Origin of the sequence: Marinospirillum minutulum DSM 6287, assembly GCF_000422325.1 — a bacterium.
GTDB lineage: Bacteria > Pseudomonadota > Gammaproteobacteria > Pseudomonadales > Halomonadaceae > Marinospirillum > Marinospirillum minutulum.
In genome coordinates, this window is sequence record NZ_AULO01000009.1 from 355651 (window position 1) to 371183 (window position 15533).

14 protein-coding genes and 1 rRNA gene are annotated in these 15533 nt (G+C 42.2%); 6 read left to right on the forward strand and 9 right to left on the reverse strand.

The window, feature by feature from the left end:
- Positions 1-2: 2 nt before the first annotated feature.
- Both H571_RS0103500 and H571_RS0103505 read right to left on the reverse strand, forming a co-directional pair.
- Positions 3-1373 (reverse strand): KamA family radical SAM protein, encoded by a 1371-nt coding sequence (locus H571_RS0103500; protein WP_027848102.1) that lies wholly within the window; start codon positions 1371-1373, stop codon positions 3-5.
- A 172-nt stretch (positions 1374-1545) separates the two neighbouring features.
- On the reverse strand, positions 1546-2361 hold the full coding sequence (locus tag H571_RS0103505; protein WP_027848103.1) for a mechanosensitive ion channel family protein: 816 nt from the start codon (positions 2359-2361) through the stop codon (positions 1546-1548).
- A 128-nt stretch (positions 2362-2489) separates the two neighbouring features.
- Here H571_RS0103505 and H571_RS0103510 point away from each other — a divergent pair, with 128 nt between their 5' ends.
- Complete coding sequence (locus H571_RS0103510) at positions 2490-4085, forward strand: methyl-accepting chemotaxis protein (protein WP_027848104.1); 1596 nt, start codon at positions 2490-2492, stop codon at positions 4083-4085.
- A 58-nt stretch (positions 4086-4143) separates the two neighbouring features.
- On the opposite strand, the gene H571_RS0103515 is transcribed toward H571_RS0103510, so the two are convergent.
- From H571_RS0103515 to yrfG, 5 genes are all read right to left on the reverse strand, one after another.
- A complete protein-coding gene (locus H571_RS0103515; protein ID WP_027848105.1) occupies positions 4144-4461 on the reverse strand; it encodes a high-potential iron-sulfur protein in 318 nt (105 codons plus the stop codon).
- A gap of 293 nt (positions 4462-4754) precedes the next feature.
- The gene (locus H571_RS0103520) at positions 4755-6290 is read right to left on the reverse strand and encodes a phosphoenolpyruvate carboxykinase (RefSeq protein ID WP_425411340.1); all 1536 of its coding nucleotides are present in this window, start codon (positions 6288-6290) and stop codon (positions 4755-4757) included.
- A 252-nt stretch (positions 6291-6542) separates the two neighbouring features.
- Positions 6543-7442, reverse strand: a complete 900-nt coding sequence (hslO, locus tag H571_RS0103530; RefSeq protein WP_027848107.1) for an Hsp33 family molecular chaperone HslO — start codon at positions 7440-7442, stop codon at positions 6543-6545.
- A 4-nt stretch (positions 7443-7446) separates the two neighbouring features.
- On the reverse strand, positions 7447-7851 hold the full coding sequence (locus tag H571_RS0103535) for an RNA-binding S4 domain-containing protein (RefSeq protein WP_027848108.1): 405 nt from the start codon (positions 7849-7851) through the stop codon (positions 7447-7449).
- Positions 7848-8510 (reverse strand): GMP/IMP nucleotidase, encoded by a 663-nt coding sequence (yrfG, locus tag H571_RS0103540; protein WP_027848109.1) that lies wholly within the window; start codon positions 8508-8510, stop codon positions 7848-7850. Before yrfG ends, H571_RS0103535 begins: the two co-directional genes overlap by 4 nt.
- 166 nt (positions 8511-8676) lie before the next feature.
- Here yrfG and nudE point away from each other — a divergent pair, with 166 nt between their 5' ends.
- Together nudE and cysQ are read left to right on the forward strand one after the other, a co-directional pair.
- Complete coding sequence (gene nudE / locus H571_RS0103545; protein ID WP_051168120.1) at positions 8677-9249, forward strand: ADP compounds hydrolase NudE; 573 nt, start codon at positions 8677-8679, stop codon at positions 9247-9249.
- The gene (gene cysQ / locus H571_RS0103550; protein ID WP_027848111.1) at positions 9242-10084 is read left to right on the forward strand and encodes a 3'(2'),5'-bisphosphate nucleotidase CysQ; all 843 of its coding nucleotides are present in this window, start codon (positions 9242-9244) and stop codon (positions 10082-10084) included. Before nudE ends, cysQ begins: the two co-directional genes overlap by 8 nt.
- Here the strand turns inward: cysQ and H571_RS0103555 are convergent.
- Positions 10081-13599 (reverse strand): indolepyruvate ferredoxin oxidoreductase family protein, encoded by a 3519-nt coding sequence (locus H571_RS0103555; RefSeq protein ID WP_051168122.1) that lies wholly within the window; start codon positions 13597-13599, stop codon positions 10081-10083. The genes cysQ and H571_RS0103555 overlap by 4 nt on opposite strands.
- A 157-nt stretch (positions 13600-13756) precedes the next feature.
- On the opposite strand from H571_RS0103555, the gene H571_RS0103560 reads away from it, so the two are divergent.
- On the forward strand, positions 13757-14233 hold the full coding sequence (locus H571_RS0103560) for an Lrp/AsnC family transcriptional regulator (RefSeq protein WP_027848113.1): 477 nt from the start codon (positions 13757-13759) through the stop codon (positions 14231-14233).
- 48 nt (positions 14234-14281) lie between these two features.
- On the opposite strand, the gene H571_RS0103565 is transcribed toward H571_RS0103560, so the two are convergent.
- Positions 14282-14674, reverse strand: a complete 393-nt coding sequence (locus H571_RS0103565; RefSeq protein WP_027848114.1) for a hypothetical protein — start codon at positions 14672-14674, stop codon at positions 14282-14284.
- A 220-nt stretch (positions 14675-14894) separates the two neighbouring features.
- Here H571_RS0103565 and H571_RS0103570 point away from each other — a divergent pair, with 220 nt between their 5' ends.
- Positions 14895-15098 (forward strand): YgaP family membrane protein, encoded by a 204-nt coding sequence (locus tag H571_RS0103570; protein ID WP_027848115.1) that lies wholly within the window; start codon positions 14895-14897, stop codon positions 15096-15098.
- 359 nt (positions 15099-15457) lie between these two features.
- Positions 15458-15533, forward strand: a 16S ribosomal RNA gene (locus H571_RS14065); the annotation flags it as partial.

A 15533-nucleotide genomic window follows, 5' to 3' on the forward strand; every position in this document is an offset into this window, starting at 1 on the left:
AATTAAGCTTTAGCAATCAAGGCTGTTTTGCTTTCTTCCATGGCTGTAAGCGCATCTTCATAGAAGAATTTTTCTTCACCAAAGGCCGGTTCTAAATGGTTAAGCCAGGTAGCTTGGTCGTTATATTTAGCAAAGAAAGGCTTTTGCACCCAATCGGCATCGCGGCCTTGAATTAAACGCAGTACCATAACCTTTTCACCATGAATTTCTGTAACGCCTTGAATTTCAACCTTGCCTGGGTCGGCAGACATAGATGGGCCACGCGCTGTACGGCACAAGCCGGGCACTTGCTTCATGGCGGTACGATAAATTTCCCAAGCTTCCACTAAAGGTATTTCAAAATAATGCCTTGCACCTGTGTCGCGTTCCACAAACATATAATAAGGAATCATGCCTTGTTGCACCTGCATCTTCCACATTTTAACCCACTGATCAGCATCGTCATTAATGTGGCGTAGTAAAGGCGCTTGAGTACGAATTTCTGCACCCGTGGCTCGAATACGCCTTACTGCTTCACGACAAACAGGTGTATCCATTTCTTGCCAATGATTAAAATGCGCCATAAAAGCTATGTGCTTACCGGCTGCAATTAATTCACGGAATAGCTGTAAAATTTCATTAGCGTCTTCATCGGTTACAAAGCGATAAGGCCAGAAAGAAAGGCTTTTAGAACCAATGCGAATGTTTTGCACATGGGCTAATTCAGGCTTCATTAAACCTTCTAAGTACCTACGCAAATGCTTAGCTTTCATAACCATTGGGTCGCCGCCAGTTAATAATAGGTCGGTGACTTCTGTGTGTTCAGCTAGGTAAGTATGTAGGGTTTCAGCTTCATTAGAAGAAAAGCGCAGGTCTTTATCGCCAACAAACTGCGCCCAGCGGAAGCAAAAGGTGCAATAGCTATGACAAACTTGCCCTTGGCTAGGAAAGAATAAAACCGTTTCTTGGTATTTATGTTGCATACCTTGTAAGGGCTGGCCATCTAGCAGGGGCAGGTTCATATCCATTTGTCCTGCTGGGTGAGGATTTAAATCTTCACGAATGCGTTCAACTGCTGCTTTTAATTCTGCTGCTGGCGCTTGGTTTTTTAATAGCTGCGCCACTTCATCAAAATGTTCCGGTTTTAACATTCCGCGCTGTGGAAAAGTGAGCTGAAAAACAGGGTCATTAGGCACAGCTTGCCAGTCGATAAGTTCATCAATGACATAATCATTAACACGAAAAGGGAGCACTTGGCTGACGACCTGCATATCAAAAAGTAAATCTTCAGGTAAGCCTTTTAGTGCTTCAATTTTATCAAGCTGGCGCTGGGTATAAACTTTGAAGGGGCGGGCCTCAATAGCGGGCGTGGTAAGCGTTGCACGTTGATTCATAAACCGTCTCCTCAGTTAAAGCATGGTATTTATAATCTGTATTTATAGGAGGAGGTTTTTACACAAAAATGCAAATCTTTGCAAGTAAATGGGTGTTTTCTATTGAATAAATACAAAAAAAGCCATTAATGCAAAAATATTTGCGTTAATGGCTAGGGTGGCAAACTGGGTGTTACTGTTTTTCTGCTTGATGAAAAACACGCTGAGGGTAGGGGATAGTAATTTTTTGTTCATCAAAAGAGATTTTTATTCGTTCCATTAAATCCCATTTCAAAGCCCAAAAATCACTTGAGTTAACCCAAATTCTTAGGGTGAAATCGACAGAGCTTTCACCAAAATTTAAAATGGCTACCAGTGGTGCAGGGTCTTCTAAACTGCGTTCATCAGCCTTGGCTAGTTGCAATAACAAGTCCTTAACCTTGCGTACATCGTCGTCGTAACTAACACCAACAAATAAGTCTAAACGGCGCTTAGGTTCAGTTGAGTAGTTAACTAAATTGCTATGAATTAATGAAGAGTTGGGGATCATCACAATTTTGTTGTCTGGTGTTTTTAAGTAGGTATGAGACATGGTTAACCTGTCTACACTACCACCAGTACCTGCACCTTCAATATAGTCACCTTTTTTAAAGGGTTTAAGTGCAACCAATAAAAAACCGGAAGCAAGGTTTTGCAATGAGTCTTTTAAAGCCAAACCCACAGCTAAGCCTGCAGCACCTAACGCAGCAAGCAAAGAGGTTGTATTCATACCTAGCTGACTTAGTACAGCAATAAACAGCATTATGAGCAGTACTACACGTGTGATTTGCCCTAAAAAATGCGCTGAAGCACTATCCATTTTTTTAGTTAAAAGCTTTACCACTAATTTGCGTAGCCAACCTATCGCTATCCAACCACCAATTAGCATTGCTAAGGCTGGCCAGAGCGTATTGATAATCGACCAAACTTCAGGCGTTAAACGACCTGACTCATTTAGTAAAAAGTCCATTAAAATTCCTCTAAAAAATAACTAATCTAGATTATTATGACAGAAGGCATTGGTTAAAAAAACTTGTAGGCTATATATTAGCTAAGAGTCTAATGATAAAAAAAATCAGGCACCCCGAGGGATAGCTTATGAGTAACTTGATTGCAACCTTCTTAACAACAATATTACGCGCTTTTGGCTTAAAAACGCTGGATAAACAGTTTCTATTTTCTTATGCCTTAATTTTTTTATTGGCATCAACTGCTTCGGTATCCCTTTATATGAGTCTTTCGGTTTCACCAGAAACTATCAATGTTGCTGGTGCTCAGCGGATGCTAAGTCAAAAAATGACAAAAGAAGCATTGCTCATTACTCAGGGTGTTGAAGAAAGAAAGGTGCTTGATAGTACCATCAATAGTTTTGAGCGAGCGCATCAAGACCTTTTAGTTGGGAATCGAGAACGGAATATTACGGCCTTTGATGATGAAGAAATTCACCAGCAAATGCAGCAGGTAGATCAGCTTTGGCAGCAAATGAAAGCAAGGCTTGAACAAGCGGTAAATAAGCAAGATAGCGTGAGTGTTCAAAAACTACAGGAACAATCCATGCTGCTGCTAAAAGAGATGAACACAGCGGTTGTTTTGATGACTCGTAAAGCAGAGACAAGTCAAAAACTTCAAGTGTGGCTAGCCTTTGGAAGTGTCACCATTATTTTGGTACTGGTTGTATTAGGCCGTATTTTTGGTATGAGCCAGCTAATGGATAATATTCAAGTTTTATTAGCTGGTATGCGTCGTGTAGGTGAAGGTGACTTCAAAATGCGCATGGATGTTAAGTATAAAGAAGATGAAATTGGGCAGATGTTTACTGCTTATAATCGAATGCAAGAAGAAGTTCTGCGTTTAATGGTGCAAACCAAGCAAACAGCGCAAACGACAAGTCAGCATGTAAAAGAAGTCGTTACAGCTGCTCAGGCTACAGGTGAGGGGGTTCGTCAGCAGCATGAAGATTTAGACCAGGTTGCAACTGCTATGAATGAAATGACCGCTACGGTTGCCGAGGTTGCTAACCACGCAGCTAGCGCAGCAGATGCGGCTGATGCAGCTGATGATCAAGCCAGAACAGGTCAAAAACTGGTATTACAAACTGCACAACAACTTAAGCATTTATCTAGTAATTTAAAAGAAGGCGCAAAAGACTTACAAGAGCTTCGTGAAGAAACCAATTCGGCTGGTACGGTACTCGAAGTAATAACGGCCATAGCAGAGCAAACTAACTTGCTGGCACTTAATGCTGCCATAGAAGCTGCCAGAGCGGGTGAGGCGGGTCGAGGCTTTGCGGTGGTAGCCGATGAAGTTAGAAATTTAGCCAGCCGTACGCGTGATTCAATAGGTGAAATAGAAAACATTGTGGCTAACTTACAAGCAGAAGCTGGCAAGGCTTCCAAAGCAATGGTTACCTATTCTGAAGAAGCGGCAAGCAATGTTGCACTGGTAGAAGAAGCAACAACAGCTTTAGAAGCAATAGTTGGTGCGGTAGATATGATTCGAGGTATGAATACTCAAATAGCTGCAGCAGCGGAACAACAGCACCAGGTAGCACAAGATATAGATCAACGCCTAGTACATATTGCAGGCATTGCAGACAGTAATAGCCAAGCAGCTGAACGGGTGGTTAGTACAAGTAAGCTAATTCAAACAGAAGTAGGGCAGTTGAATGATCAGTTAGATCATTTTGAAACTTAAAAATATTGAGTTATAAAAAAACCCGGTATAAACCGGGTTTTTTAGCTAGGTTATAAAATCAGCCTGGCTTTTTAACATAAGACTGACACCAGCCTTTAGCTTCTACAGAGTTTTGTGGAAAAAGCGCACAACCATTGTTTGCTGGTTTCCAGAACATGCAGTTATCGCATTCTTGACCTGCTTGATACTTAGCATGGCCTGAAGCATCGCTTGCAACTTTTACGTAGTTAAGTGCTTTTGCTTGGGGGGCATCTTCACTTAGCGGTGGTAAAGCTGCTGCAAAAGATTGAGAGGTTAAAGCTCCCATACCTAAAGGTAATGCAGCCAAACCGAAAAGGCCTTTTTTCAGAAGTGAACGACGGCTGATTTGTGACATAGGTTACATCCTCATCATCATTATTTAGTTTTTTTGGTGCTAAGTTGATTAAATATTAAACAACCTAGCTAGGCATTAATCTGTATCAATTATCGCTACTTAAGATTTGATTATGCCTTAACTGCACTTTTTCTTCCTCTAGATCTTAAGAAGAAATGCTGCGACCTGAAGCCGCAGGTTTGACTATAGCGCTTATCTAGCCAGCCGTAAAACCTTAAAAAGATGTAGTTTAGAGAAGTCTTAAATAAAAAACCCCACGCTAGGTGGGGTTTGTCTTGGCTAGTGTTAGCTAATTACTTTTGGTTAGGGCCAGCAGCAATAATTGCTTCATCAACGCCAGCAAATTTGCGGAAGTTTTCTACAAACATTCCAGCTAGTTCTTTAGCCTGGCGGTCGTAGGCATCTTTATCTTCCCAAGTTTCACGTGGGTTGAGTAGGTCGCTATCAACGCCTGGAACGTGCTTAGGCACTTCAAGGTTAAGAATAGGCAACATTTCAGTTTCAGCATCAATTAAAGCACCGTTTTGTACGGCATTAACGATAGCGCGGGTAGTAGGAATGCTGAAGCGATTACCGCCTTCACCGTAAGCGCCACCTGTCCAACCTGTATTAACTAGGTAAACACGTGAGTTGAAGCTTTTAACACGCTTAATAAGTAAGTCAGCGTAAACACGTGCTGGACGTGGAAAGAAGGGAGCACCAAAACAAGTAGAGAAGGTTGCTTCTAAACCTGAAGTAGAACCCATTTCAGTAGAGCCAACTTTTGCAGTGTAACCTGATAAGAAGTGGTAAGCCGCTGCTTCTTTAGAAAGAATTGAGACAGGTGGTAATACACCGCTCATATCGCAGGTTAAGAAGATAATCGCGTTAGGCTCGCCTGCACGGTTTTCAGCAACACGCTTTTCAACGTGCTCTAGAGGGTAAGCTGCGCGTGAGTTTTGCGTTAGGCTGTCGTCAGCATAGTTAGGTGTACGGCGGTCATCTAGAACAACGTTTTCTAGTACTGTACCAAAACGTATAGCATCCCAAATAATGGGCTCATTCTTTTGAGATAGGTCGATACATTTAGCGTAGCAACCCCCTTCAATATTGAATACTGTGTCTACACCCCAGCCGTGTTCGTCATCACCAATTAGGTAGCGCGAAGGGTCTGCTGAAAGGGTGGTTTTACCAGTACCTGATAAGCCGAAGAAGAGGGTGGTTGCACCGTCTTCACCCACATTCGCTGAACAGTGCATAGGTAGAACATCAACTTCTGGTAGTAGGAAGTTTTGCACAGAGAACATGGCTTTTTTCATTTCGCCAGCGTATTTCATGCCTGCAATAAGTACACGACGCTTAGCAAAGTTAAGAATTACACAACCATCAGAGTTGGTGCCGTCACGCGCTGGATCGCACTCAAAGTTAGCTGCGTTTAGAATTTCCCACTCATCTTTAGAGTTGTGGTTATAAGTTTCTGGACGAATAAATAAAGTACGACCAAATAAACCCTGCCAAGCAGTTTCAGTGTTAACGCGAACAGGTAGGTAGTGCTTAGGATCTGAACCTACGTGTAGTTCTGATACAAAACGGCCTTGTTCGGTTAGGTAGTCATTAACACGATCCCATAGAGCATCAAATTTTTCTGCATCAAAAGGACGGTTAGTTGCGCCCCACTCTATATCTGCTGAAGTACCAGGTTCATCAACAATAAAGCGATCCATAGGGGAGCGCCCTGTGCGTTTACCAGTATTAACTACTAGTGCACCGTTGTCGGCTAGGTTGCCTTCGCCGCGTTGAATTGCCAATTCGATTAACTGGGCATTACTTAGGTTAGTGTAAGTTTTCACAGCGCTCTCATTAATGTTTTGATTAGTGGTCAAGGGTATTTCAGACCTTTAAAAAGTGGTGCGATTATAACAAAGAAATCTTCAAGGCGTAGTGCTTGGCTTTGTTTAAAAGTGACTGAATTGCTTTGTAGCACCATTACATGAAGAATTTCTTTGTTTTATCAATCGCTTAACTAGTATAAATGTTGGTTATTTGCCTGTTGGTTAAAAAACAACCACCGCTGACTACAGCTAGCGGTGGTGTTCCATTGGTTAATGTAATCTAGCACCCGGTGGCGTCACTTGATTTTCTTCATTAAGAATCTCAGGAAGGTTAGCTTGAGTAAAAATATAGCTGGTATTACAAAAGTGGCACTGGGTTGTTAACTTGCCCTGCTCTTTTATAGCCTTGTTAAGCTCTTCTTCACCCAAGCTTGCTAGGGCATTGGCAATACGTTGGCGTGAACAGGTGCAGCCAAACTTAAGTAGCTGAGGCTCAAACACTCTTAAATTCTCTTCATGGAAAAGTCGGTGTAAAAGCTGTTGCTGTTCCAAATGCAGTAGTTCTTCATTGGTAAGGGTTGATGCAAGATGCCCAGTTCTTAGCCAAGCATCTGGGTCTTTATTCTGTGTATCTTCTGGTAGTTTTTGTAGTAGTAAACCAGCAGCAGCTTTGTTGTCAGCCGCTAACCAAAGGCGTGTTGGAAGTTGCTCTGAGCTAGCAAAGTAGCCTTCAAGGCAGGCTGCTAGAGAATCTTGGTCTAGTGCAACAATCCCTTGGTAACGCTTGCCTTCATAAGGGTCTAGGGTGATAACGAGTTGCCCACCACCTAAGAGTTCAGTTAGGGTATGGCCTTGAGGTTCGCCTTGGTAACGGGCTATGGCACGAAGTTGATCTCCGCCTTGAGCACCAGTATTACACTCAGCCATAAGTAAGCTTACTTCTCCCTTGCCTCTCGCTTCTAGTGTTAACGTACCTTCAAGCTTAACGGTTGCTGTTAAAAGTGCTGTTGCAGCTAATAGTTCACCGAGCAATTTTTCAATGGCTGCAGGGTAGTCATGCCTTATTAATACTTCTTGGTAGCTTTGCTGTAACTGAACAAGTTCACCACGTACAGCTGTATCATCAAATAAAAAGCGTTGTATTTGATCTGGTTGGGTAGGGCTAGTCATAACTTTAGTTTTCCTGTCGCTTAAAGCGATGTATTTGACGACGTGATTTTTTATCTGGGCGTTGAAGGGGTGCTTGAGTTGCCGCACCTGTAAGCCGACGGTTTTCTGTAGCTGCTTGTCGACGCTCCAAACTATTTTCGGTTTCTTGATAAAGTTTTTGTGCTTCTACAGCTGGGCCACGCTGAGAAGATAAAGCAACTACTTCAACTTCTTTTTTGTCCCAGCCTTGGGTTATTTCAATGAGTGCACCAATTTCCACTGTTCGGCTTACTTTAGGTCTTTGGCCTGCATAAAAAACTTTGCCATTTTCTATGGCTGTTTTGGCGAGTGCACGGGTTTTAAAAAAGCGAGCTGCCCATAACCATTTATCGAGGCGAAGATTCTCACTTACAAGGGTGCTTTTATTCATGGTTTGTTAACGGGCTGTAGTTCAGCAAAACGTGTAACTGCAGGAAATTCTGTCATTTGTCTTAGGGGGCTATGGCTGTCTGGCTGGCTGATGGTAATAAGCTGTGCAATACCAAATGCTTGAGCAGAAGCTAGCACGCTTTCGTTATCATCAATTAGTAGTGTGGTTGCAGGATCAAAAGGATCTACTTCCATTAAGGCATGCCAATAGCCTTGGTCTTCTTTGGGTATGCCTATATCGCTAGAACTAAAAATAAAATCAACGTATTCTTCTAGCCCTGTTAAAGGTAGTTTTAATGCTAGGCTTTTGCGGTCTGCGTTAGTGGCGAGTACGACTCTTGGGTGGGCTACTTTTAACCATTGTAAAAAATCGAGCGCATCTACACGAAAGCCAATGAGGTGTTGTATTTCTCTTTTAAGTGCAAGAATATCAACACCCAAGCGTTCACTCCAATAATCTAAGCTGTACCAGTTAAGCCGTCCTTTTTCAGCCATAATTTGTGCAATTAGGTTGGTTTGTACGCTGCTTTTTTCTAACTTGTGCAACTCAGCATAACGATGCGGTAGGTGCTCTAACCAGAAGTGACTGTCAAAGTGTAGGTCTAGCAGTGTACCATCCATATCTAGCAAAACCGTATTGATGTTCTTCCAGTCAATCATTTGTGAACCTTGTGTATTAATGCTGTTATTAGGCTTTTTTTGTTAAAAATAAAGCTGAGTTAACTAGCAATTAGCATTGATGATAAGAATAAGTAACAATTGTAGCGGAAATTTTAGACTTCAAGAAGCGGGATCACTTTTGTTATTCCAAAGGAGTGTGACAGTCATGCCCAAGCGACCAAAAATTCTACAAAGTAAAATAGTGGCTGAAAGTCGCTTATTTAAAGTTGAAGAACTACAGCTTAAGTTTACTAATGGTGTAGAGAGAACTTATGAGCGACTGGTTAGCCAGGGTCATGGTGCGGTGATGATTGTTGCCCTTAATGCACAAGAAGAGCTGGTGTTAATACGCGAATATGCCGGCGGTTTCCATGATTATGTTTTGACCTTACCTAAGGGGTTGATTGACCCAGGTGAAGATGCGCTAGTGGCTGCGAATCGCGAACTTATGGAAGAAACGGGCTTTGGTGCACACCGTTTAGAATTATTAACTCGCTTATCTTTAGCGCCTAACTATATGGGGCATAAAATGGATGTTGTGCTGGCTCGTGATCTTTACCCTTGTAAGTTAGAGGGCGATGAGCCAGAACCCTTAGAGGTGGTTTTGCATCCTTTACAAGATTTACCTAGATTAATGGCTAGTGATGATTTCCATGAAGCACGATCTATAGCGGCACTTTTTTTGACACGAGAAAAGCTAGAGTATGAAAAACAACATCAGGAATACAACGGTGATTGAGAACCCAAGCAAGCTAGCACGAGAGCTAGGACGCATTTGTTATGCTGCTGGTGAAGTCATTATGCGTATTTATGTTCGCCCAGAACTTTGGGAGGCTTCTGAAAAAGAAGATGCTTCCCCAGTAACTGCTGCAGACTTAGCTGCTAATCAGGTGATATCTAACGGTTTGGCTCAACTCATGCCACGTTTACCAGTGTTAACTGAAGAAGAAGTTGAAACAGCCTGGTCAGCAAGGCGGCAATGGGCTAGGTATTGGCTAGTTGATCCTTTAGATGGTACCAAAGAGTTTTTAGCACGTAATGGTGAGTTTAGTGTCAATATTGCTTTAATTGAACATGGGCAAACAGTGTTTGGTATGGTGCACCTGCCAGTAAGTGGCGTGACTTATTATGGTAGTCGTCATCACGGTAGTTTTTTACAGCCAAGAGAAGGCGAACCAAGAAAACTACAAACGCGGCCTTTAGCTTGGCCAAAAATGGATATTGTTGCTAGTCATCGTCATGGGCAAGAAAAACTGCAACCCCTTTTAGAAGCGCTTAAGTCTGCTGGTGCCCAAGTGAACCACCTACCCTTAGGCAGTTCGCTTAAGCTATGTAAAATTGCAGAGGGTAAGGCTGACTTTTACCCAAGAATGGGACCAACCTGTGAATGGGATACCGCTGCAGCACAAGCGGTTGTAGAGGGTGCGGGCGGCAGAGTGTTAGATTGGTCTTTTCGCTCACTTGTTTATAATCAGAAACCCGAATTAACTAACCCTGAATTTATGGTGATAGGTGATTTAAACCATCCTTGGCAAGAGTGGTTAGCTCCCTTTGTAATTAAAAAGCCTAGCTAGCCATTAATTTGCTGTGTTGGAATTAACCTTGCTTTACCCTTAGAGACAGCAGTCCAAAGTGACTGCTGTTTTTCTTGAATAGCCTCAACAGCCGCCTCTCTAACAGGTCCATAGCCACGAATTTCTGAAGGCAGTTCCGCTAGTTGAATGTAAGTGCCTAAATTATTTTTATCTAACGCTTTTACTAAGTGATTAATTAATTGCTGGTAGTCTTTCAGTAATTGTTTATCAAGCTTTCTATCTGCGGAGTAGCTGAAAGGATCAAAAACTGTACCACGAACTTTTCTTAGCCTAGCCAGAAGTTTGAAAACCTTTAGCATCCAAGATCCAAACCGAATCTTTTTAGGGCGTCCTTGATGGTCTTTGCCAAGTTTTAGCAAAGGTGGTGCTAGGTAAAAGTTAATTTTAAAGTCACCTTCAAAGGTGTTGTTCAGTTCTTTTAAAAAGTCAGTTTCAGTGAAAAGTCGTGCTACTTCATATTCATCCTTATAAGCCATTAAACGAAAAAGCTGTTGTGCAACGGCAAAGGTAAGAGGGTTATTGCTTTTGCCTAACCTATCTTCAGCAGCACGGACTTGCAGGAGTGTTGCGCTGTATTGTTCAGCCCAGCCTTTATTTTGGTAATCCACCAAATACTGGTAACGCTTGGCTAGGAGTTCATCTAAGTTAAGTGCTTTGGCTTCATCACTTGGTTGCTGCCTTAGTAAGTTGGTAATGGATTTTAAGTCTGTTGCGGCTAGACGACCCCAGCTAAATGCCTCTTTATTGCGCTCAACAGCCACACCATTTAATTCAAGTGCTTTCATTAGAGCCTTCAGTGAAAGGGGAAGTAAGCCTTGCTGCCAAGCAAAACCAAGCAGCATTACGTTAGAAAAAACAGTGTCGCCTAAGAGTTTTTCAGCCAAATCTTTGGCATTAATTTGGAAAAAGTTAGAGCTACCAACAGCCTGACTGAGTAAATCTAAACGCCTAGTTGCTTGCATATTGGCATCACGGAAGAGCACATAGTCACCTGTTGGCTGTTCTGCATTATTAATAACTAATTGAGTTAGATTAGGATTAATTACACTTAATGCTTTTTCAGAAGAGGCAACAACTAGATCACAAGCAATAATTGCATCGGCTTGACCACTGCTAATGCGAACTTGATGTAGTTTTTCTGGCGTGGGTGCTAGGCGTACATAGCTGAGAACTGTGCCACCCTTTTGAGCAAAGCCAGTAAAATCAAGAACGGAACTTCCCTTACCTTCTAAATGAGCAGCCATAGTAATTAGCTGCCCAATCGTCACTACGCCTGTACCACCTACACCTCCTACTAAAACATTGTAGGGTGTAGTTAAGTTTGTCAGCTTAGGTATAGGTAGGTCTTGTAGTTTTTTAGCAAGTAGACTGCTTGCATCCATGCTTTTAGGTTGACGTAACTGACCGCCCTCTAGGGTTACAAAGCTAGGGCAGAAACCATTGATACAAGAGAAGTCTTTGTTGCAGGATGATTGGTCAATTTTTCGTTTGCGACCTAATTCTGTTTCATGCGGTACTACCGAGAGGCAGTTAGACTGAACTGAACAATCACCACAGCCTTCACAGACATAAGAATTAATAAAAACGTGCTTGGCTGGATTAGGGTAGAGGTTACGCTTACGGCGGCGACGCTTTTCTGCTGCGCAGGTTTGATCATAAATTAAAACAGTGCAGCCAGAAATTGCTCTTAATTCTTTCTGTATAGAGTCTAGTTCTGAGCGATCATGAAAAGTAACTGTTTTGGGAAAGTGGTGTTTATGCTTGTTGTATTTTTCTGGTTCATCACTAAGAACCACAACACGCTTAACGCCTTCAGCAACCACCTGTTGCGCTATACCCTGAACAGTGATTTGACCATCAACCGGTTGGCCACCAGTCATGGCAACTGCGTCGTTAAATAGTATTTTATAAGTGATGTTAATTCCAGCTGCTACTGCTTGTCGAATAGCTAAGGAGCCAGAATGGAAGTAGGTGCCTTCACCTAAGTTTTGAAAAATATGTGGATTACCTAGGTAACGACTCTTGCCTACCCAGTTAATTCCCTCGGCGCCCATGTGCGTAAGTGATTCCGTATTGCGCCCCATCCAAGTTGCCATAACGTGACAACCTATACCAGCTTGCGCTTTACTACCTTCTGGTACTTTGGTGGAAGTATTGTGAGGACACCCTGAACAGAAATAAGGTGCACGTCTTACGCCACCAGGGTCTTTGACTGGGGTTAGGGTGTTGATTTTAGTTAGGGATTTACTGAAATCTACGCCAAAAAAGCGCTTGAGACGTGCTGCTAAAAAATTAGCTATTAGGATGGGATTAAATTCACCTACATAGGGAAGTAAGGGTCTGCCTAGTTCATCTTGTTTGCCAGTGATTAAAATTTCGCCAGGGTGATCAGGCTCAGACATGGCTTCTTTTATTTGGCTTTCAATAATGCCGCGTTTCTCTTCAACAACTAATACTTCTTGTTTATTGTGAATGAAGTTAAGAATACCACGTCGCTCTAGTGGCCAAACTAGCCCCACCTTGTAAATATCTATACCTAGCTTTTTAGCATAGTTTTCATCAATGCCAAGTAGGTCTAAGGCTTCAAGTAGATCTAAATGTGCTTTACCTGTGGTGACTAGGCCGAATTTTGCACTAGGGTTATTGTAAAGACAAAAATCTAATGGGTTGGCACGAGCAAAAGCTTGGACAGCTTCTAATTTAAACTCAATACGTGTTTCCAGCTGTGGGCCAGGCAAGTCAGGCCAGCGGTAGTGAAGTTCCGATTCAGGCGCGGTAAAGTCACTAGGTTGAACAAAAGTGGGTAGGGGTGGAATGTTTAGGGAAGCAGCACTCTCAACAGTTTCTGAAATGGCTTTAAAGCCAACCCAGCAGCCGCTATACCTAGATAGCGCAATACCCCAAAGTCCAAACTCCAAATATTCAGCAAGGTTAGCGGGGTTGATGGTAGGCATAAAAAAACTCATAAATGCAACATCAGATTGATGTGGCATGGATGAAGAAACGCAGCCATGGTCATCGCCTGCAATAACTAACACACCGCCTGTTGGGGAGCTACCGTAGGTTGTACCATGCTTAAGAGCATCACCAGAACGGTCAACCCCTGGGCCTTTTCCGTACCAAATACCAAAAACACCATCGACTTGTTTATCTTGGTCACTTTCAACCTGCTGAGTACCTAATAAAACCGTAGCGGCTAGGTCTTCGTTAATAGCAGGAACAAAGTCTATCTTATTCTCTTTAAGGAGGGTTTTGGCCTGCCATAAGGCTAGATCATAAGCACCAAGAGGAGAGCCTCTGTAACCACTAATCAGCCCAGCAGTGTTTAAACCTTGGCTACGATCAAGTGCAGCCTGCATTAGGGGTAGCTTTACCAGAGCTTGAGTTCCAGTTAAAAACACCCTGCCAGAGGTGCGCAAATAACGATCTTCTAACTGGTAATCATCAAGTGCTGGTGTTGTGGGAGGGGTTGTATCCGTGTTTTTAATAAACATGGCTAGATCCTTTTTTGTAGTTGTTATTATTAAAAGTCTAGTGGTATATCTAAGAAAGGTGCTTTCTAATTCAGCATTTAAGGGGTCAGCTAAGAAATAGTCTTCAATTACTGCTCTAAAAACTATAGATTCTTTCGTAAATTAGAGGTGTTACTAAATGAAACGGGTCGAGTTAGACAGGTTAGATAGGCGCATACTCAAAACCCTTCAATTAGATGGGCGCATTAGTAATCAGCAGCTAGCAGAGCAGGTAGGTTTGTCGCCTGCTGCTAGCTGGCGACGAGTCAAGTCTTTGCAAGATAAGGGTGTAATCAAAGGGTATAGCGCACAACTCTCTTCTGAGCATCTAGGTCAAAGCTTAGGTGTGCTAGTAAGTTTGTCATTGCAACGCCACACAATAGCAAGTAGTGAAGAAATAGAAACGCAGGTGAGCAGCTACCCTGAGGTGCTTCAATGTTTTGCAGTGACAGGCAGTGCAGACTTTATTTTAAGAGTGCTAGTAGCTGATATGGCAAGTTATGATAGATTTCTTAATGAAAAAATATTTACTTTAGAAGGAATACTGCAAGTTAACTCTAACTTTGTTTTAAGAGAGATAAAAAATACGCCTAGTATTCCAATAGATGAGAAGTAAGTGGTGCTAAGAGCTAGCGGGTTTATGCTCCTAGCACAAAATTATTAACTATTGCTGGGTGCTAGGTAAGGTAGGGGCTACTTGTACAGGCCAAGGGTTACAGTTGCGTAGCTTTACCTGGCCTTCTAAAACACTGCCACGAGAATACTCACGGAAAATGCATTCATTTTTAATTGGGTCATAATTTTCTATCCACAGGTGGTCATCCTTCCAAGTTACACCTAAATGATGCTGACCTTCAGGTATTTGTATAACCATAGAGCCGCCGTAGCGTTTTACTAAAAGCTGTTCAAGGTAAAAGTAATAAAAAGAATAGCTAGTTAGGGCAAGTACCAGAGTTATAGCAAGCGCGGGTTTGGGTTTAGAAAAACGCACAGCGAACAGATAAAAAATTGCAAAAATGATAACTAGGCTGATAATCCAGTAGAGAGTAGTAAGCATTATGACTCCTCAATTAGTAAAAATGAAAGTACACAGAAGGGTAACCTGTTAATCGACTGCAACTGACACTTTAGCTTGTTTGAGGCTCGCGTTCGACCGTTTGCTAATGAAAAAAATTATCAGTTTAGGTTGCTAGAACAATCTGCTTGCAGCAAAAAAGCCTTAGTGTTAGATTGTTCTAATTAAGTTGTTCCTTAACTTGTTGGGAGAGAGTGGCGTTATGAATATTGATCGACTATTGCTAGTTTTTGCAGGCATTATGATTTTAGTAAGTCTAGTTTTAACTGCAAAGGTACATGCCAACTTTGTTTGGTTTACTGCATTTATCGCTGTAAACATGATTCAAGCAAGCTTTACAGGTTTTTGCCCTGCGGTGATGATCTTCAAAAAGCTGGGTGTTAAAGCTGGAAGCGCATTTAAGTAAAAAAGTAGTTGCAAAGGTGGAGGTGCTCTATATAATGCCTGCTCGCTGTTGGGGCAAAGTGCTTGATCAGCAAAATTCGTTAAACATAAATAAAATTTAGTGCTTGACGAATAAAAAAAAGGTGCTATAGTTCACCTCCTTGCTTCGAGAGAGGTAAAACAGATTTAACGCTCTTTAAGAATGAAGCATCAGGAACATTCATGTGGGCGCTTGCGGGATGGCTTGTGATGAAGTCACAAGATATCAAGGCAAGCGCTTATAAGAAGCTTGATTAGGTTAGTTAACTAGCATAATTAAGATTCAAGTATTCGTTTGAAACCTTGAGCCAAGTTTAGTTCGCTTAACGAACTTATGATTTTAAACCGAAGAGTTTGATCATGGCTCAGATTGAACGCTGGCGGCAGGCCTAACACATGCAAGTCGAGCGGTAACAGG